This window comes from Pseudomonas sp. A-R-19 (assembly GCF_019956575.1).
Lineage (GTDB): Bacteria > Pseudomonadota > Gammaproteobacteria > Pseudomonadales > Pseudomonadaceae > Aquipseudomonas.
On the sequence record NZ_JAHBDR010000052.1, the window covers coordinates 1 to 18,642 of the forward strand.

General features: G+C 60.6%; 13 protein-coding genes. 12 read left to right on the forward strand and 1 reads right to left on the reverse strand.

Annotated features, from left to right (window positions below; translation table 11 throughout):
- Window positions 1-213 precede the first annotated feature (213 nt).
- From rpmE to KGA88_RS13865, 3 genes are all read left to right on the forward strand, one after another.
- Window positions 214-432, forward strand: a complete 219-nt coding sequence (gene rpmE / locus KGA88_RS13855; protein WP_007989302.1) for a 50S ribosomal protein L31 — start codon at window positions 214-216, stop codon at window positions 430-432.
- A gap of 35 nt (window positions 433-467) precedes the next feature.
- Complete coding sequence (locus tag KGA88_RS13860; protein WP_110659698.1) at window positions 468-1,259, forward strand: thermonuclease family protein; 792 nt, start codon at window positions 468-470, stop codon at window positions 1,257-1,259.
- A gap of 179 nt (window positions 1,260-1,438) precedes the next feature.
- Complete coding sequence (locus KGA88_RS13865; protein ID WP_110659699.1) at window positions 1,439-2,707, forward strand: malic enzyme-like NAD(P)-binding protein; 1,269 nt, start codon at window positions 1,439-1,441, stop codon at window positions 2,705-2,707.
- Between the two features lie 238 nt (window positions 2,708-2,945).
- Here KGA88_RS13865 and KGA88_RS13870 read toward each other — a convergent pair whose 3' ends face one another.
- On the reverse strand, window positions 2,946-5,387 hold the full coding sequence (locus KGA88_RS13870; RefSeq protein WP_411740845.1) for a penicillin-binding protein 1A: 2,442 nt from the start codon (window positions 5,385-5,387) through the stop codon (window positions 2,946-2,948).
- Between the two features lie 216 nt (window positions 5,388-5,603).
- Here KGA88_RS13870 and KGA88_RS13875 point away from each other — a divergent pair, with 216 nt between their 5' ends.
- The 9 genes from KGA88_RS13875 (at window position 5,604) to gltB (ending at window position 18,613) form a co-directional block, all read left to right on the forward strand.
- Window positions 5,604-6,668 (forward strand): pilus assembly protein PilM, encoded by a 1,065-nt coding sequence (locus tag KGA88_RS13875; RefSeq protein WP_223591712.1) that lies wholly within the window; start codon window positions 5,604-5,606, stop codon window positions 6,666-6,668.
- Window positions 6,668-7,234: a PilN domain-containing protein gene (locus KGA88_RS13880; protein WP_110659702.1), complete on the forward strand. Its 567-nt coding sequence runs from the start codon at window positions 6,668-6,670 to the stop codon at window positions 7,232-7,234. The genes KGA88_RS13875 and KGA88_RS13880 overlap by 1 nt, the downstream gene beginning before the upstream one ends.
- Window positions 7,231-7,854: a type 4a pilus biogenesis protein PilO gene (locus tag KGA88_RS13885; RefSeq protein ID WP_223591720.1), complete on the forward strand. Its 624-nt coding sequence runs from the start codon at window positions 7,231-7,233 to the stop codon at window positions 7,852-7,854. The genes KGA88_RS13880 and KGA88_RS13885 overlap by 4 nt, the downstream gene beginning before the upstream one ends.
- A complete protein-coding gene (locus tag KGA88_RS13890) occupies window positions 7,851-8,378 on the forward strand; it encodes a pilus assembly protein PilP (protein ID WP_110659704.1) in 528 nt (175 codons plus the stop codon). Before KGA88_RS13885 ends, KGA88_RS13890 begins: the two co-directional genes overlap by 4 nt.
- Window positions 8,379-8,391: 13 nt before the next feature.
- Window positions 8,392-10,443 carry a type IV pilus secretin PilQ gene (gene pilQ / locus KGA88_RS13895; RefSeq protein ID WP_223591723.1) on the forward strand — a complete coding sequence of 684 codons (2,052 nt, stop codon included), beginning with the start codon at window positions 8,392-8,394 and terminating at the stop codon, window positions 10,441-10,443.
- A gap of 4 nt (window positions 10,444-10,447) precedes the next feature.
- On the forward strand, window positions 10,448-10,966 hold the full coding sequence (aroK, locus tag KGA88_RS13900) for a shikimate kinase AroK (RefSeq protein ID WP_015093141.1): 519 nt from the start codon (window positions 10,448-10,450) through the stop codon (window positions 10,964-10,966).
- A 150-nt stretch (window positions 10,967-11,116) separates the two neighbouring features.
- The gene (gene aroB, locus KGA88_RS13905; RefSeq protein ID WP_223591725.1) at window positions 11,117-12,217 is read left to right on the forward strand and encodes a 3-dehydroquinate synthase; all 1,101 of its coding nucleotides are present in this window, start codon (window positions 11,117-11,119) and stop codon (window positions 12,215-12,217) included.
- 10 nt (window positions 12,218-12,227) lie between these two features.
- Entirely contained in the window at window positions 12,228-13,817 is a 1,590-nt protein-coding gene (locus KGA88_RS13910; RefSeq protein WP_223591728.1) for an AAA family ATPase, read from the forward strand.
- Between the two features lie 350 nt (window positions 13,818-14,167).
- Entirely contained in the window at window positions 14,168-18,613 is a 4,446-nt protein-coding gene (gene gltB, locus KGA88_RS13915) for a glutamate synthase large subunit (protein ID WP_223591737.1), read from the forward strand.
- Window positions 18,614-18,642: the final 29 nt, after the last annotated feature.

Sequence of the window (18,642 nt, forward strand, 5' to 3'; positions counted from 1 at the left end):
GCGTGTCAGTCAACATTTAAGTCGCCTGACACGCCGCTTTCGCGAGCAAGCCCGCTCCCACATTGGAATGCGTTTGAGGCCGGGAGCCTAGCAGACGGTCGGTAGAAGCGACAGCTTGCGTGAATGGGATTGTCTGGTAGAATCCGCGGCCTAATTACGTGCGGTATTCAACAATAGTGTTGGGTGGCGGCACGCTAGCCCGAGGAAAACACCATGAAAGCTGATATCCATCCAGAATACCCAGCAGTTGCTGTTACCTGCAGCTGCGGCAACAAGTTCGAAACCCGTTCGACCTTCGGCAAAGCCATGGCGATCGACGTTTGCAACGAATGCCACCCGTTCTACACCGGTAAGCAGAAGACTCTGGACACCGGTGGTCGCGTACAGAAGTTCGCCGACCGTTTCGGTGCTTTCGGCGCGAAAAAGGCCTAAGGCCGATCAACTTGGGAAGCCGCTACGGTTTTTCCATGCTGATGAAAAAGGCGTCCCTCGCGGGCGCCTTTTTTGTGTCCGCGATTTGGCTGTCTGGCGCGCAGGCCTTTTGCCCGACGCCAAGCGGCCTGACGCCCGTCGCGGTGCAGCGGGTGGTGGATGGCGACACCCTGCGCCTGAGCGATGGTCGCAACGTGCGCATGATCGGCTTGAATACGCCAGAGCTGGGCAAGAAGGGCCGTTCCGACGAACCGTTTGCCGTGGCCGCACGCAAGCGCCTTGAAGCCCTGGTGGCGGCGAGCGACGGTCAGGTTGGCCTGCTGCCGGGCAAAGAAAGCAAAGACCATTACGGCCGCACCCTGGCCCATGTCTACGGTGCCGATGGCGCCAACCTCGAAGCGCAAATGCTCGCCGAAGGCCTGGGTTTTCTGGTGGCCGTGGCGCCGAATGTCGATCTGGTCGCCTGTCAGCAAGCGGCTGAGCTCAGTGCGCGCCAGGCTGGCCTGGGGTTGTGGCGGCAGTCACCTGTACTGAAAGCGGAGCAGATCTCCGCTTCAGGTTTTGCTGTGCTCAGCGGTCGTGTGAGCAAGGTGCAGCGCAATCGCGGTGGGGTTTGGATCGAGTTAGAGGATTCGGTTGTATTGCGTGTTGCACCCAATCTGTTGACGCGTTTCGATGTGAATTCGCTGGAAGGCCTCAAGGGCAAGCAGGTCGAGGCGCGTGGCTGGGTGTTGGATCGTTCGCGCAAGGGCGGACTCAAGAATGGCCAGGCACGTTGGATGTTGCCCTTGACCGACCCGGCGATGCTTCAAGCAGCGCAGCGATAAAAAATTGTAGACATTTTTTCTGTCGATTGTGAACAGTCTATCCCTTGTGTTCCGCGGCTCTTGGCCCAAAGTCGTAAGGCCGGGCGCTTGACAGGGGTGACCAGCCAGTCTTGTGGGGACTTTGCGAGGCGCGTATCCTCGCTGACCAGTCTGTCCAACAGTAAAAGCGGAATGCCAAAATGTCTGATCTGAAAACTGCCGCTCTCGAATATCACGCCAATCCTCGTCCAGGGAAGCTGAGTGTCGAGCTCACCAAGGCCACCGCTACCGCCCGCGACCTGTCGCTGGCCTACAGCCCCGGCGTAGCCGAACCAGTACGCGAAATCGCCCGCGATCCTGAGCTGGCCTACAAATACACCGGCAAAGGCAACCTGGTTGCAGTCATTTCCGATGGCACCGCGATTCTCGGCCTGGGTAACCTCGGCCCATTGGCTTCCAAGCCAGTGATGGAAGGTAAAGGCGTACTGTTCAAGCGCTTCGCCGGCATCGACGTTTTCGACATCGAAGTCGATTCCGAAAGCCCGCAGGCGTTCATCGACACCGTCAAGCGCATCTCCATCACCTTCGGTGGCATCAACCTGGAAGACATCAAGGCACCAGAGTGCTTTGAAATCGAACGCGCTCTGATCGAGCAGTGCGATATTCCGGTATTCCACGACGACCAGCACGGCACCGCTATCGTGACCGCCGCCGGCATGATCAACGCCCTGGAAATCGCTGGCAAAACCCTGGCGGAAGCCAAGATCGTTTGCCTGGGTGCCGGCGCTGCCGCTATCTCCTGCATGAAGTTGCTGGTGAGCATGGGCGCCAACATCGAAAACATCTACATGGTCGACCGTACCGGCGTGATCCACTCCGGCCGTGACGATCTGAACCAGTACAAGGCTGTGTTCGCTCACGCGACCGACAAGCGCACCCTGGCTGACGCCCTGCAAGGCGCTGACGTGTTCGTAGGCCTGTCCGGCCCGAACCTGCTGAGCCCTGAAGGCCTGCTGTCGATGGCGGCCAACCCGATCGTGTTCGCGTGCTCGAACCCTGATCCGGAAATCTCCCCGGAACTGGCGCACGCCACGCGTAACGACGTGATCATGGCCACCGGCCGTTCGGATTACCCGAACCAGGTCAACAACGTACTGGGCTTCCCGTTCATCTTCCGTGGTGCCCTGGACGTTCGCGCCAAGCGCATCAACGAAGAAATGAAAGTGGCTGCGGCCAACGCCCTGCGTGAACTGGCCAAGCTGCCGGTGCCTCAGGAAGTGTGCGACGCCTATGGCGGCATCAAGCTGGAATTCGGTCGTGAGTACATCATTCCGAAGCCAATGGATGCCCGTCTGATCACCCTGATCTCCGATGCCGTGGCCAAAGCCGCCATCGAGACCGGTGTGGCGACCCTGCCGTATCCGAAGAACTACCCGCTGAAAAGCGTGGATGACGTGTTCAACGGCTAAGCCGTTGTAGCGCTTCAACGAAAAGCCCCGGCTTGTGAGAGTCGGGGCTTTTTTGTGTTTGAAGGTTTTGTGCCAGCTGTCAGGGCCTCTTCGCGAGCAAGCCCGCTCCCACAGTTGACCGCATTACCCTGTGGGAGCGGGCTTGCTCGCGAAGAGGCCGGATCAGCCACCTCAAAACCTTCAGGCAATAAAAAGCCCCGCACTTCTTTCGAAGGCGGGGCATTTTAATTTGCTGCTATCAGAACAAATCGATCGGCGCCGCTTCATCCGCTGGCAGAGGGCTGCCTGGCGCATTGCCGTTGCCCAGTTCGTTGACCGACGGTGGCGTATCTTCGGCCTTGAACAGCTCGAAGTAGGCCCCTGGCGTGCCCGGCGTGGCTGCGCGGCCGCTGACCGGGTCGACGCGCAGGCTGAGGATGCCTTCCGGCTCCGGCTGCGTATGCGGCGGTTTGCCTTTGAGCGCAGGGCCCATGTAGTTCATCCAGATCGGCAGCGCGACGGTACCGCCGAACTCCTTGCGGCCCAGGCTTTCCGGTTGATCGAAGCCAGTCCATACGGTGGTCACGTAATCGGCGTTGTAGCCGGAGAACCAGGCGTCCTTGGATTCGTTGGTGGTGCCGGTCTTGCCGGCAATGTCAGGGCGGCCGAGGGCCAGTGCGCGACGGCCGGTGCCGAGCTTGATCACGTCCTCAAGCATGCTGTTGAGGATGTACGTGGTGCGCCCGTCAACGATGCGTTCGGCCACGGCGGGTGCTTGTGGCGTCGGCGCAGTGCCTGGGACTTCACCCGGTGTAGCGTTGACCGTGAAGGCCTGAGGGGCGGTTGGCGCGGCAATGCCATCACTGGCAGCGCCGCCCTGAGGCACGCTCGGCGGGTTGGCGACGAACAGCGTGTCGCCGTTGCGGCTTTCGATCTTGTCGATGATGTACGGGGTGATCTTGTAGCCGCCGTTGGCGAAGGTGCTCCAGCCGGTGGCGATCTCCATTGGCGTCAGGGTCGCGGTGCCCAGCGCCAGGGACAGGTTGGGTGGCAGGTCCTGCTTGTTGAAGCCGAAGCGAGTGATGTAGTCGATGGTCTTGCCGACGCCCATCGCCTGCAGCAAGCGGATCGATACCAGGTTGCGCGATTTGTACAGTGCTTCACGCAGGCGGATCGGACCGAGGAAGGTGTTGGTGTCATTCTTCGGACGCCAGACCTTGTCCAGGTACTCGTCGACGAACACGATCGGTGCATCGTTCACCAGGCTGGAGGCGGTGTAGCCGTTATCCAGTGCGGCGGCGTAGACAAACGGTTTGAAGCTCGAGCCTGGCTGGCGCTTGGCCTGCAATGCGCGGTTGTAGTTGCTCTGCTCGAAGGCGAAACCGCCGACCAGCGAACGAATGGCGCCGTTCTGTGGGTCCAGGGACACCAGTGCGCCCTGGGCCTGCGGGATCTGGCTGAACTTCAGCGAGTTGTCCGGCTGACGCTGCACGCGAATCAGATCGCCGACCTGGGCCACGTCCGAGGGTTGCTTCGGATTGGCGCCCATGCTGTTGGTATTCAGGAACGGCCGGGCCCATTTCATGGTGTCCCAGCTCACGTGTTCCTGGCCGGTGCGGGTCAGCACTTGCAGGCCGCTCTTGTCGACCAGGGTCACGATGGCCGGTTCCAGGCTGCTGATGGTGCGTTGCTTGGTCAGCTCGATCGCCCAGGCTTCGCGAGTCTTGCCCGGCAGGCGCGACTCAGGCCCGCGATAGCCGTGGCGCTGATCGTAGGTCATCAGGCCTTCGTGGACTGCGGTGTTGGCCAGTTCCTGGAGGTCGCTCGGCACCGTGGTGGTGACGCGGAAGCCTTCGGTATAGGCGTCGCTGCCATAACGTCCGACCATTTCGGCACGGGCCATTTCGGCGATGTACGGGGCGTTCACTTCCGGAGTCGGCACGTGATAGCTGGCGTTCAGCGGCTCGTTGATCGCGGCGTTGTAGTCGGCCTCGCTGATTTTCCCGAGCTTGTACATGCGCCCCAGGATCCAGTCGCGACGTTCCTTGCTGCGTGCCGGGTTGGCCAGCGGGTTGAAGCGTGACGGCGCCTTGGGCAGGCCGGCAATCATCGCCATCTGCGCCAGGCTGACATCGCGGATCGACTTGCCGTAATAGACCTGCGCCGCCGCCTCGATGCCATAGGCGCGGTTACCCAGGTAGATCTTGTTGACGTACAGCTCAAGGATCTCGTCCTTGGTCAGCTGCCGTTCGATCTGCAGGGCCAGCAGGATCTCGGTGGTCTTGCGCGAAAAGCTGCGTTCGCTGCTCAGGAAGAAGTTCTTCGCCACCTGCATGGTGATCGTGCTGCCGCCAGACTGGATGTGTCCGCTTTTTACCAGCTGGGTCGCGGCACGCATCAGGCTGCTCGGATCGACGCCGTAGTGGTTGGCGAAATTGTCGTCTTCAGCACTTAGTAACGCATTGATGAAGTTGGGGGGAATGTCGGCGAAACGGATCGGTGTGCGGCGCATTTCGCCGAATTCTGCGATCAACTTGTTATCGCTGCTGTAGACCCGCAAAGGGATCTGCAACTGGATGCTTCTCAGCGCCTCCACGGACGGCAGCCCGGGACTAAGGTAGAGGTACGCCCCGCTCAGACCCAGAAGGAGTCCGCAGAAAACCGCGACGATGGACCAACCGAAAAATTTCAGCAGACGAATCAAGGCTTTTGGATATCCAGGGCAAAAATGAATTGGGCTACAGGGCTCAGGCTAAATGAGAACGACCCGCGCTTGAGCAAATGCGGAAAAAAACGCTGGGCATTATAAGCATTTTTCTGATCGGGAGCGTGGCCGACGCTTCTGTCAAGACGGGCGGATTGAACGCAATGGACATTGCACAGTCCGTAACTCACGGAAAGTCATAGGGAATTGGTAGTGCCAGGACTCTTCAACAAAAAAACCAGTACGCTCCTCGGAATCGATATCAGCTCCACCTCGGTGAAGCTTCTGGAATTGAGCCGTCAGGGTGAGCGCTACCGGGTCGAGGCTTATGCGGTCGAGCCGTTGCCCGTCGGCGCGGTGGTCGAAAAGAATATCGCTGAACTCGAAGGCGTGGGGCTGGCCCTCTCGCGCGCGCTGGCCAGGGCCAGAACCGGCCTCAAGAACGTGGCCGTGGCCGTGGCAGGCTCGGCGGTGATCACCAAGATCATCGAGATGGATGCCGGGCTTGGCGAAGACGAGATGGAAAACCAGCTGAAGATCGAGGCCGATCAATACATTCCCTATCCCCTGGATGAAGTCGCGATCGACTTTGAAGTCCTGGGCACCTCCGTGCGCAACCCGGAACGCGTCAACGTGCTGCTCGCCGCTTGTCGCAAGGAAAACGTCGAAGTCCGCGAGGCCGCCCTGACCCTGGCGGGGCTGACCGCTCGCGTGGTCGATGTCGAGGCCTACGCGCTGGAGCGCTCATTCGGGTTGCTGGCCACTCGGCTCGCGGTCTCCGGGGAGCCTTTGACGGTCGCCGTGGTGGACATCGGCGCCACCATGACCACCCTGAGCGTGCTGCACAGCGGGCGGATTATCTACACCCGTGAACAACTGTTCGGCGGTCGGCAGCTGACCGAGGAAATCCAGCGTCGCTATGGCCTGACACTGGCGCAGGCGGGTCTGGTGCAAAGGAAGGGCGGCCTGCCTGATGACTATGCCCGTGAGGTCTTGCAGCCATTTCAAGAGGCACTGGTGCAGCAGGTGTCGCGCTCGCTGCAGTTCTTCTTTGCCAGCGGCCAGTACAGCGCCGTCGACCATATCCTGCTGGCCGGCGGTACCGCGGCGATCCCGGGACTGGACCGTTTGATCGAGCGGCAATTGGGCACGCCGACCCAGGTCGCGAATCCTTTCTGCGACATGACTCTGGGCAGCAAGGTCAATGGTGCTGCCCTGGCGAGTGATGCCCCGGCGCTGATGATCGCCTGTGGTCTTGCCCTCAGGAGCTTTGACTGATGGCCCGGATCAACCTTCTACCTTGGCGCGAAGAGCGGCGTGAAGCCCGCCGCAAGCGCTTCCTGCTGGTTCTGGTGGCTGCAACGGTGGGCATGATCGGCGTGGTGCTGGTTGTCAACCAGGTCATCAGCGGTGTCATCGACCGGCAAATCGCCCGTAACGACTATATCGGCAAGCAAATCGCTGTGGTCGATGAGCGAATCACACAGATCAATGACCTCAAGACGCATCGTCAGCAACTGGTCGAGCGCATGCGCATCATCCAGGACCTGCAAGGCAATCGCCAAGTCAGCGGGCGAATATTTGACCAGTTGGCGCGAGCCCTGCCCGAAGGCGTGTATTTCACCGAAGTGAAAATGACCGCAAAGACCTTGTCCATCACCGGCGCCGCGCAATCGAACAATCGTGTTTCAGAGTTGATGCGCAATCTCGAGGCATCAGACTGGTTCGATGCGCCGAGCCTGACTGAAGTCAAGGCCGCAGCTGCCGGTCAGGTGGCGCAGGCCAATGTCTTCCAGTTGACCGTTCGCCAGACCCAGCCTCCGGCACCGGAGGGGGGGCAATGAGTCCATCCGAATGGTTCGAAGGGCTGCGCAAGATCGACATCAGTGAGCTCGATACCAGCAACATGGGTTCCTGGCCGCTGGCGATCAAGTTTCTGGTGGCTGGTTTACTCATGCTTCTGGTGCTGGTCCTGGGCTACAACTTTTCCACGCGCGACCTTCAGAGCCAGCTCGATCTCAAGCGTGAGGAAGAGTCGATGCTCAAGGAGCAGTTCGCTGACAAAGCCCGCATGGCGGCGAATCTGGATCTCTACACCCGGCAATTGAAGGAGATGGAGAACGCCTTCGGCGTGCTATTGCGGCAACTGCCCGGCGACACCGAAGTGCCCGGCTTGCTGGAAGACATCACCCGTACCGGTCTGGCCAGCGGCCTTGAGTTCGAAGAGATCAAGCTGCTGCCGGAGGTTGCCCAACCGTTCTACGTCGAATTGCCGATCCAGATCACGGTCAGCGGCGATTACCACGACCTGGCCACCTTCGTCAGTGGTGTGGCCGGGTTGCCGCGAATCGTCACCCTGCACGATTTCGACCTTGCCCCCGTCAGCCCCCAGGGTGCTCCAAAACTGCGCTTGAGCATCCTCGCCAAGACCTACCGCTACAGCGACAAGGGGCAGCATCAATGAGCCTGGCACGTTGTTTTTCGGCGGTGCTGCTGCTGTCTGCCCTGTCCGGTTGTGGCGCAGGCGATGACTACGACGATCTGGATGAGTACATGAGCGAAATGCGCCTGCGCGGGCCGGGCAGGATTGAACCAACGCCGGTAATCCGGTCTTACCCGGCGTTCACCTACAACGCGGCGAATCTGCGCAGCCCGTTTTCGCCGCAGATCAGCACTGACCTGGCGGCTCGACGCAAGGGATCACATAACGTCAAGCCCGACCCTGATCGGGTCAGGCAATACCTCGAGGGTTTCAACATCGAGCAGTTTGAAATGGTCGGCACCCTTTCCAATGCGGCGGGCTCCTATGTCCTGCTGCGCGGGGCGGGCGGGGTGCACCGGCTGAAAGTCGGTGATTACCTTGGGCGCAACGACGGACGGATCGTTGCGATCAGTGGCTCGCAGGTCGATGTGGTGGAAATTGTCCCTGATGGTCAGGGCGCGTGGTTGGAGCGCCCCCGGACCATCCCTTTGAAAGAGCACTCATAGTGGAACTCGAAAAATGAACAGGATTTTCTCCACCGTCGGCCTTTCGCTATGGATAGCGATGTTGTCGCCGATGGTACAAGCGGTCAATCTCAAGGCGCTGGATGTCGCCGCGCTGCCGGGAGACCGTGTCGAGTTGAAGTTGTCGTTCGATGAACCGCCTCCGGTACCCCACGGATACATGACGGAGTCGCCGGCCCGGATTGCGCTGGACTTGCCGGGTGTCGCCAGCCAGCTGGCCAGCAAGACTCGCGATCTGGGCAGCGGAAATGCCCGCAGTGCAACGGTGGTGGAGGCCGGGGACCGTACGCGATTGATCATCAACCTGAGCCAGCCAGCCTCCTACGACTCACGAATTGAAGGCAACAATCTGCTGGTGGTTGTCGGGCAGGGTATCAAGCCGTCGGCCACGGCAATGCCGGTTCCGGCACGAGCCGCTGCAACGCCGGGCAAGGCCATACGGGGGGTGGATTTTCAGCGAGGCACACAGGGCGAGGGCAATGTGGTGATCGACTTGTCGGATCCGTCGATTGCGCCCGACATCCAGAAGCGCGACGGCAAGATCCTTGTCGGGTTTGCCAAGACCCGATTGCCCGAGCCGTTGCGTGTGCGTCTGGATGTGAAGGATTTCGCCACGCCAGTGCAGTACGTCAATGCCAGCGCGAGCGGCGATCGAGCCATCATCAGCATCGAGCCCGGTGGCGCGTTCGATTATTCGACCTATCAGACTGACAGCAAGCTCACGGTCAGCGTACGCCCGGCGACGGTCGACGACCTGCAAAAGCGCAATGCCGGGCAACAGGTCTATAGCGGCGAGAAGCTTTCGCTGAACTTCCAGGACATCGATGTGCGTTCGGTGCTGCAACTGATCGCCGATTTCACCAACCTCAACCTGGTGGCCAGCGATACGGTGCAGGGGGGAATTACCCTGCGCTTGCAGAACGTGCCGTGGGATCAGGCGCTGGATCTGGTGCTTAAAACCAAGGGGCTGGATAAGCGCAAGATCGGCAATGTCCTGCTTGTTGCGCCGGCCGATGAGATTGCTGCCCGTGAGCGTCAGGAACTGGAATCACAAAAGCAGATCGCCGATTTGGCTCCGTTGCGCAGGGAGCTGTTGCAGGTCAATTACGCCAAGGCGGCGGACATTGCCAAGCTCTTCCAGTCGGTGACCAGTGCCGAAGCGAAACCCGACGAGCGGGGGTCGATCACCGTCGATGAGCGCACCAACAACATCATTGCCTACCAGACCCAGGACCGGCTTGATGAGCTGCGCAGGATCGTCACGCAGCTGGATATTCCGGTGCGTCAGGTCATGATCGAGGCGCGAATTGTCGAAGCCAACGTCGACTATGACAAAAGCCTAGGGGTGCGTTGGGGTGGTTCGGTACGGAAGGGGAACTGGAACACTTCCGGGGTCAATAACGGGCTCAATGCTTCGTCGACCATCGGCACGCCCGGCAGTACCAGTACCAACTCACCGTTCGTCGACATGGGCGCGGTCAATAACACCTCGGGGATCGGCATCGCGTTCATCACCGATAACGTCTTGCTGGACCTGGAGCTGTCAGCCATGGAGAAAACCGGCAACGGGGAAGTCGTCTCGCAACCCAAGGTGGTCACGTCCGACAAGGAAACCGCCAAAATCCTCAAGGGCACCGAGATTCCCTACCAGGAGGCCAGCTCCAGTGGCGCGACTTCGGTGTCGTTCAAGGAGGCGTCGCTGTCGCTGGAGGTGACGCCGCAGATCACGCCCGACAACCGGATCATCATGGAGGTCAAGGTGACCAAGGACGAACCGGACTACCTGAACAAGGTCCAGGATGTACCACCCATCAAGAAAAACGAAGTCAACGCCAAGGTCCTGGTCAACGATGGCGAGACCATCGTCATTGGCGGAGTTTTCTCAAATACCCAGAGCAAGGTTGTAGATAAGGTGCCATTTCTTGGCGATGTGCCGTATCTTGGCCGCCTTTTCCGGCGTGATGTGGTTTCGGAGAAAAAATCCGAGCTGCTGGTGTTCCTCACTCCGCGTATCATGAACAATCAGGCGATTGCTGTGAGTCATTGATTCTGTGCGAAATTTGATTCTTGTTGGACCGATGGGCGCTGGAAAAAGCACCATCGGCCGGTTGCTGGCCAAAGAGCTGCGCCTGCCATTCAAAGATTCCGATAAGGAAATTGAATTGCGCACGGGCGCCAATATCCCATGGATCTTCGATAAAGAAGGCGAACCGGGCTTTCGTGATCGCGAGCAGGCAATGATTGCCGAGCTGTGCGATTACGACGGTGTGGTGTTGGCGACAGGTGGTGGCGCGGTCATGCGCGAAGCCAATCGTCGGGCACTGCATGCCGGTGGGCGAGTGGTTTATCTGCATGCCTCGGTCGAGCAGCAGGTCGGCCGCACGGCCCGCGACCGCAATCGGCCATTGCTGCGTACTGCCGATCCGGCCAAGACCCTTCGGGATCTATTGGCGATCCGCGATCCGCTTTATCGGGAAATTGCCGACCTGGTGGTCGAAACCGATGAGCGGCCGCCGCGAATGGTCGTACTCGACATTCTAGAGCGCCTGCAGCAGTTGCCACCCCGTTAAAGCGCCGGGCGAAATGCGCTATCCTCGGCGTCCCGCCATGATCGCGCAAGGTTGTGGCGCATGGCTACCGGACGGCGTCACACCAGCAGAGGCCGTGGACATTCGTTAATTCAAGGCAGGACGCCTGATTCATCTTCACTGTGGGGACACATGCAGACACTCAAGGTCGATCTAGGCGAGCGCAGCTACCCGATTCATATTGGCGAAGGTTTGTTGGATCAGCCTGAGCTGCTGGCCCCGCACATTCGCGGACGGCAGGTAGCAATCATCTCCAACGAGACTGTTGCGCCGCTCTATCTGGAGCGTCTGACCCGCAGCCTGGCGCAGTTCTCGGTGATTTCCGTGGTGCTGCCCGACGGCGAAGCCTTCAAGACCTGGGAAACCCTGCAACTGATTTTCGACGGCCTGCTGACTGCACGGCATGACCGCCGCACCACGGTGATCGCCCTCGGTGGCGGTGTGATCGGTGACATGGCCGGCTTCGCCGCTGCCTGCTACCAGCGCGGCGTCGATTTCATCCAGGTTCCAACCACGTTGCTGTCGCAGGTCGACTCCTCGGTGGGCGGCAAGACCGGGATCAACCATCCGCTGGGCAAGAACATGGTCGGCGCCTTCTATCAGCCGAACGTGGTGCTGATCGATACCGCCAGCCTCAATACCCTGCCGGCGCGCGAACTGTCCGCCGGGTTGGCTGAAGTCATCAAGTACGGGTTGATCTGTGATGAGCCGTTCCTGACCTGGCTCGAAGACAATGTCGATCGCCTGCGCAGTCTGGACCAGCCAGCCCTGACCTACGCCATCGAGCGTTCCTGCGCGGCCAAGGCGGCGGTGGTCGGTGCCGATGAAAAAGAGACGGGCGTTCGTGCCACATTGAACCTGGGTCACACGTTTGGCCACGCCATCGAAACCCACATGGGCTATGGTGTGTGGCTTCATGGTGAAGCGGTGGCTGCTGGCACCGTAATGGCGCTGGAAATGTCCGCGCGACTGGGCTGGATCAGCGAGCAAGAGCGCGATCGCGGCATTCGACTGTTCCAGCGTGCGGGACTGCCGGTCATTCCGCCAGAAGAGATGACAGAAGCCGATTTCCTCGAACATATGTCCATTGATAAAAAAGTGATCGACGGTCGTTTGCGCCTGGTGCTGCTGCGCCGCATGGGTGAAGCGGTGGTGACCGACGATTATCCGAAAGAGGTTCTACAGGCCACGCTGGGGGCAGACTACCGCGCCCTGGCCCAGCTTAAAGGTTAATAAGAACGCGATGACTAGTTTGCATGCCGACGAGGCTTTCCTCGGCCATTTCCAGTTGAGTCATGACCCTTTTGCTCCACGGGTGCCTGGCTTCAAATTTTTTCCGGCCCAGCGCAAACCCGTGCTGGGGCAGTTGCATCACCTGGCCCGTTACAGCCAGTTGCTGCTGGTGGTCACGGGTCCCGAGGGCAGTGGCAAGACCCTGTTGCGCCAGGCCCTGGTCGCCAGTACCAACAAGCAGTCGGTACAGAGTGTGGTGGTGTCCGCCCGCGGCGCTGGCGATGCGGCCGGGGTGCTGCGTCAGGTAGCCCAGGCGCTGAACGTCGCCCAGGCTGATGCCGACGCCATTTTGGCCCAGGTGGTGCAGCTTGCCCTGACCGGGCAGGAAGTCTATCTGCTGGTCGATGACGCCGAGCAACTCGACGAGTCCGCGCTCGAGGCGCTGATGATCCTGGGGGCCGGCGCGCCTGAAGGTCGCCCGCACGTATTCCTGTTCGGTGAAACCTCGCTGATTGCCCAGCTTGAGGCTTTGCATCTCGAGGAAGAGCGCTTCCATGTCATCGAGCTGCAGCCCTACACCGAGGAAGAAACCCGCGAATATCTGGAGCAGCGGCTCGAAGGCGCTGGTCGCGGTATCGAACTTTTCACCGCGGATCAGATCTCTGATATTCACGAAAGCTCCGAAGGTTGGCCTGGCAGCATCAATCAGGTCGCCCGCGATGCAATGATCGAAGCCATGATCGCCAGCCGCTCAGCGGTCAAGCGTCCAAAAATGGGGTTCAATATGCCGAAGAAACACGTATTGGCGATTTCCGCCGTGGTCGTGGTCGCGGTAGCTGCCGCCTGGTTGATGCCGGGTCGCAGCAAGGCACCGACCACGGGTGCACCGGCCAACGAACAGGCGCAACTGCCGCTTGGTCAGGGTCAGCCAACAGCTAATGGCGGTGCTCCAGCCGTCGAATTCGCTGGCAATACACAGCCGATGCCATTGCCGTTGGTCGGTAACTCGCAACCAGTCATGCGTGGTCCACTGGCTGAAGCCGCGGGCGGCATCACCGAAGGCGATGATGGCGTGCCGGTTGAAGGTTCCAGCGCTACGCCGCCGACGGTGACCACCACTGCGCCACCTGTGGGCGTTCCTGCCGGCCCTGCGCCGACACCTGCGGCCAAGCCGACGCCTGCGCCAACTCAGGTCGCTACCGCCAAGCCAGCGCCGGTTCCAGTGGCCAAGCCTGCTCCAGCGCCAGCCAAGCCGGTCGTTGCTGCGCCAGCCAAGCCAGCCGAGAAACCAGCCCCGGCGGCCAAAGCGGCCGGTGGTACCTGGTACGCCGGTCAGGCACCGGGCAACTACGTGGTGCAGATCCTTGGTACCAGTTCTGAGGCGAGCGCGCAAAGCTTCGTCAAAGAGCAGGGCGGCGAGTACCGTTACTTCAAGAAAGTCCTCAACGGCAAGCCGCTCTACGTGATCACCTACGGCAACTTCGCCAATCGTGATGCAGCCGTTTCTGCCATCAAGGCCTTGCCAGCGAAGGTTCAGGCTGGTAAACCTTGGCCTCGCACTGTCGCCAGCGTCCAACAGGAACTGGCAACAACTCGCTGAAGATTCGGCGGCCTTACCCAGGCCGCCTCTCCAAGCACCTCAAAAATTTCTACGAGTGCGCGCCGCCTTCCAGGCTGCGTGCCTTGTGGTGTCTGCGTTACAGTAGTCTTTGAGTCGTTGCGGTCAAAATTAAAAAAGTTTTGACTAGCACAGCAGATCGCTTTAAACCTTTCACAAATGCGACATGAATTTGCGACATTTCGTCGTCAAATTTGTGAGCCTCTGTGTCGCTGTGTACAATGACCACCCTTTTGCCCCCGCTAAGCCGGCGTACGTTCGGCGCGGAATGCAAGTGGTTGAATTGAAAAGAAATTTGCCTCGAAAAGAGGCAGCCTGGTGAGAAAGTGTCTATGAAAGCAGGTCTGTACCAACCAGATGAATTCAAGGATAACTGCGGTTTCGGCCTGATAGCCCATATGCAGGGCGAGCCCAGTCATACCCTTTTGCAAACGGCCATCGAGGCCCTGACCTGCATGACCCACCGCGGTGGGATTAATGCCGACGGCAAGACCGGTGACGGTTGCGGTCTGCTGATTCAGAAGCCGGACGTGTTCCTGCGAGCCATCGCCCAGGAAACCTTCGGCGTCGAACTGCCCAAGCAATATGCCGTGGGCATGGTCTTCTTCAACCAGGACCCGGTCAAAGCCGAAGCCGCTCGCGAGAACATGAACCGCGAGATCCTCGCCGCTGGCCTGCAGCTGGTCGGCTGGCGCAAAGTGCCGATCGACACCAGCGTCCTCGGCCGCCTGGCCCTTGAGCGCCTGCCGCAGATCGAGCAGGTGTTCATCGGCGGTGAAGGCCTGAGCGATCAGGACATGGCCGTCAAGCTGTTCACCTCCCGTCGTCGCTCGTCCGTGGCCAACGCCGCTGACACCGACCACTACGTCTGCAGCTTTTCGCACAAGACCATTATTTACAAAGGCCTGATGATGCCGGCGGACTTGACCGCCTTCTATCCGGACCTGAGCGATGAGCGCCTGCAAACCTCGATTTGCGTGTTCCACCAGCGCTTCTCCACCAACACCCTGCCGAAATGGCCGCTGGCCCAACCGTTCCGCTTCCTGGCGCACAACGGCGAGATCAACACCATCACCGGCAACCGCAACTGGGCCGTGGCCCGTCGCACCAAGTTCACCAACGATCTGATGGACCTGGAAGAACTCGGCCCGCTGGTCAACCGCGTCGGTTCCGACTCCTCGAGCATGGACAACATGCTTGAGCTGATGGTCACCGGTGGCATCGACCTGTTCCGTGGCGTGCGGATGATCATTCCGCCTGCGTGGCAGAACGTCGAGACCATGGACCCGGATCTGCGTGCGTTCTACGAATACAACTCGATGCACATGGAACCGTGGGACGGCCCGGCCGGCGTGGTAATGACCGACGGTCGCTACGCGGTGTGCCTGCTCGACCGGAACGGTCTGCGTCCGGCGCGCTGGGTCACCACCAAGAACGGTTTCATCACCCTGGCTTCGGAAATCGGTGTCTGGAACTACCAGCCTGAAGACGTGATCGCCAAGGGCCGTGTGGGCCCTGGCCAGATCTTTGCCGTGGACACCGAAACCGGTCAGATCCTCGACACCGATGCGATCGACAACCGTCTGAAGTCCCGTCATCCGTACAAGCAATGGCTGCGCAAGAATGCCCTGCGCATCCAGGCGACCATGGAAGACAACGACCACGGTTCGGCGTTCTACGACGTCGATCAGCTCAAGCAATACATGAAGATGTACCAGGTCACGTTCGAAGAGCGCGACCAGGTGCTGCGTCCACTCGGCGAGCAAGGCTACGAAGCCGTGGGCTCGATGGGCGACGATACGCCGATGGCCGTGCTGTCCCAGCGCGTGCGCACGCCGTACGACTATTTCCGCCAGCAGTTCGCGCAGGTCACCAACCCGCCGATCGACCCGCTGCGTGAAGCCATCGTCATGTCGCTGGAGATCTGCCTCGGTGCCGAGCGCAACATTTTCCAGGAGTCGCCGGAACACGCTTCGCGCGTGATCCTCAGCTCGCCGGTCATTTCCCCGGCCAAGTGGCGCTCGCTGATGAACCTCGATCGCCCGGGCTTCGAACGCGCGATCATCGACCTCAACTACGACGAAAGCGTCGGCCTCGAAGCGGCAATCCGCAACGTCGCCGATCAGGCTGAAGAAGCCGTGCGCGCCGGTCGTACCCAGGTCGTGCTGAGTGACCGTCACATTGCTCCGGGCAAGCTGCCGATCCACGCTTCCCTGGCTACCGGCGCGGTGCACCATCGCCTGACCGAAAAAGGCCTGCGTTGCGATTCCAACATCCTGGTGGAAACCGCGACCGCTCGCGATCCGCATCACTTCGCCGTGTTGATCGGTTTCGGCGCCTCTGCCGTTTATCCGTTCCTGGCCTACGAAGTGCTGGGCGACCTGATCCGTACCGGTGAAGTCTTGGGCGACCTCTACGAGGTGTTCAAGAACTACCGTAAAGGCATCACCAAGGGCTTGCTCAAGATCCTGTCGAAGATGGGCATCTCGACCATTACTTCGTACCGTGGTGCGCAGTTGTTCGAGGCCATCGGCCTGTCCGAGGAAGTCTGCAACCTGAGCTTCCGTGGCGTGCCAAGCCGTATCAAGGGTGCGCGTTTCGTCGACATCGAAGCCGAGCAGAAAGCCCTCGCTACCGAAGCCTGGAGCCCGCGCAAGCCGATCCAGCAGGGTGGCCTGCTGAAGTTCGTCCACGGTGGCGAGTACCACGCCTACAACCCGGACGTGGTCAACACCCTGCAGGCCGCCGTGCAGCAGGGCGACTACAGCAAGTTCAAGGAATACACGTCGCTGGTGGATAACCGCCCGGTGTCGATGATCCGCGACCTGCTGAAAGTCAAAACACTCGACACTCCATTGGACATCAGCGAGATCGAACCGCTGGAATCGGTGCTCAAGCGCTTCGACTCCGCCGGTATCTCGCTGGGCGCCCTGTCGCCGGAAGCTCACGAAGCCCTGGCCGAAGCCATGAACCGCCTGGGTGCGCGTTCCAACTCCGGCGAAGGCGGCGAAGACCCGGCACGCTACGGCACCATCAAGAGCTCGAAAATCAAGCAAGTCGCCACCGGTCGTTTCGGTGTGACCCCGGAATACCTGGTCAACGCTGAAGTGCTGCAGATCAAGGTCGCCCAGGGCGCCAAGCCGGGCGAGGGCGGTCAATTGCCAGGCGGCAAGGTCAACGGTCTGATCGCCAAGCTGCGTTACGCAGTGCCGGGCGTGACCCTGATTTCGCCGCCGCCGCACCATGACATCTACTCGATCGAAGACTTGTCGCAGCTGATTTTCGACCTGAAACAAGTCAACCCGAAGGCACTGGTCTCGGTGAAGCTGGTAGCGGAAGCGGGCGTCGGCACCATCGCCGCCGGTGTGGCCAAGGCCTACGCGGACCTGATCACCATCTCCGGCTACGACGGCGGTACCGGTGCATCGCCGCTGACCTCGATCAAATACGCGGGCGCTCCGTGGGAACTCGGCCTGGCCGAAACCCACCAGACCCTGCGCGGCAACGACCTGCGCGGCAAAGTCCGGGTTCAGACCGACGGCGGCCTGAAAACCGGCCTCGATGTGATCAAGGCAGCCATTCTCGGCGCTGAGAGCTTCGGCTTCGGCACCGCGCCAATGATCGCCCTGGGCTGTAAATACCTGCGCATCTGCCACCTGAACAACTGCGCCACCGGCGTTGCAACCCAGAACGAGAAGCTGCGCAAGGATCACTACATCGGTACCGTCGACATGGTGGTGAATTTCTTCACCTACGTCGCCGAAGAAACCCGTGAGTGGCTGGCCAAGCTGGGCGTGCGCTCCCTCGAAGAGCTGATCGGTCGCACCGATCTGCTGGAAATCCTCGAAGGCCAGACCGCCAAGCAGCATCACCTGGACCTGACCCCGTTGCTGGGCAGCGACCATGTGCCGGCGGACAAACCGCAGTTCTGCGGCGTGGAACGCAACCCGCCGTTCGACAAGGGCCTGCTGGCCGAGAAAATGGTCGACATGGCCACCTCGGCAATCAACGACCTGAGCGGCGCCGAATTCGACCTGGAAATCTGCAACTGCGACCGTTCCATCGGCGCACGGATCTCCGGCGAAATCGCGCGCAAGCACGGCAACCAGGGCATGGCCAACGCACCGATCACCTTCCGCTTCAAAGGCACGGCCGGGCAGAGCTTCGGCGTGTGGAACGCCGGCGGCCTGAACATGTACCTGGAAGGCGACGCCAACGACTACGTCGGCAAGGGCATGACCGGCGGCAAGCTGGTGATCGTTCCGCCGAAGGGCAGCGTCTACCGTACCCAGGACAGTGCCATCATCGGCAACACCTGCCTGTACGGCGCTACCGGCGGCAAGCTGTTCGCCGCGGGTACCGCTGGCGAGCGTTTCGCCGTGCGTAACTCCGGTGCCCACACCGTAGTGGAAGGCACTGGCGATCACTGCTGCGAGTACATGACCGGTGGTTTCGTCTGCGTCCTGGGCAAGACCGGTTACAACTTCGGCTCTGGCATGACCGGCGGTTTCGCCTACGTGCTCGACCAGGACAACAGCTTCGTTGACCGGGTCAACCACGAACTGGTGGAAATCCAGCGGATCAGCGGCGAGGCGATGGAAGCCTACCGTAGCCATTTGCAACGCGTGCTGAACGAGTACGTCGAGGAAACCGACAGCGAGTGGGGTCGTGAGCTCGCCGAAAACCTCGATGATTACGTGCGTCGTTTCTGGCTGGTCAAGCCCAAGGCTGCCAACCTGAAGTCGTTGCTTTCCAGCACCCGTGCCAACCCGCAGTGATATGCGCCTGAAGAGTTTGATGAGGTTTT

Excerpts from the sequence above, each read along its gene's own strand:
- rpmE (WP_007989302.1), top strand. The coding sequence starts at position 214 with ATGAAAGCTGATATCCATCCAGAATACCCAGCAGTTGCTGTTACCTGC.
- KGA88_RS13860 (WP_110659698.1), top strand. The coding sequence starts at position 468 with ATGCTGATGAAAAAGGCGTCCCTCGCGGGCGCCTTTTTTGTGTCCGCG.
- KGA88_RS13865 (WP_110659699.1), top strand. The coding sequence starts at position 1,439 with ATGTCTGATCTGAAAACTGCCGCTCTCGAATATCACGCCAATCCTCGT.
- KGA88_RS13880 (WP_110659702.1), top strand. The coding sequence starts at position 6,668 with ATGGCCCGGATCAACCTTCTACCTTGGCGCGAAGAGCGGCGTGAAGCC.
- KGA88_RS13885 (WP_223591720.1), top strand. The coding sequence starts at position 7,231 with ATGAGTCCATCCGAATGGTTCGAAGGGCTGCGCAAGATCGACATCAGT.
- KGA88_RS13890 (WP_110659704.1), top strand. The coding sequence starts at position 7,851 with ATGAGCCTGGCACGTTGTTTTTCGGCGGTGCTGCTGCTGTCTGCCCTG.
- pilQ (WP_223591723.1), top strand. The coding sequence starts at position 8,392 with ATGAACAGGATTTTCTCCACCGTCGGCCTTTCGCTATGGATAGCGATG.
- aroB (WP_223591725.1), top strand. The coding sequence starts at position 11,117 with ATGCAGACACTCAAGGTCGATCTAGGCGAGCGCAGCTACCCGATTCAT.
- KGA88_RS13910 (WP_223591728.1), top strand. The coding sequence starts at position 12,228 with ATGACTAGTTTGCATGCCGACGAGGCTTTCCTCGGCCATTTCCAGTTG.
- gltB (WP_223591737.1), top strand. The coding sequence starts at position 14,168 with ATGAAAGCAGGTCTGTACCAACCAGATGAATTCAAGGATAACTGCGGT.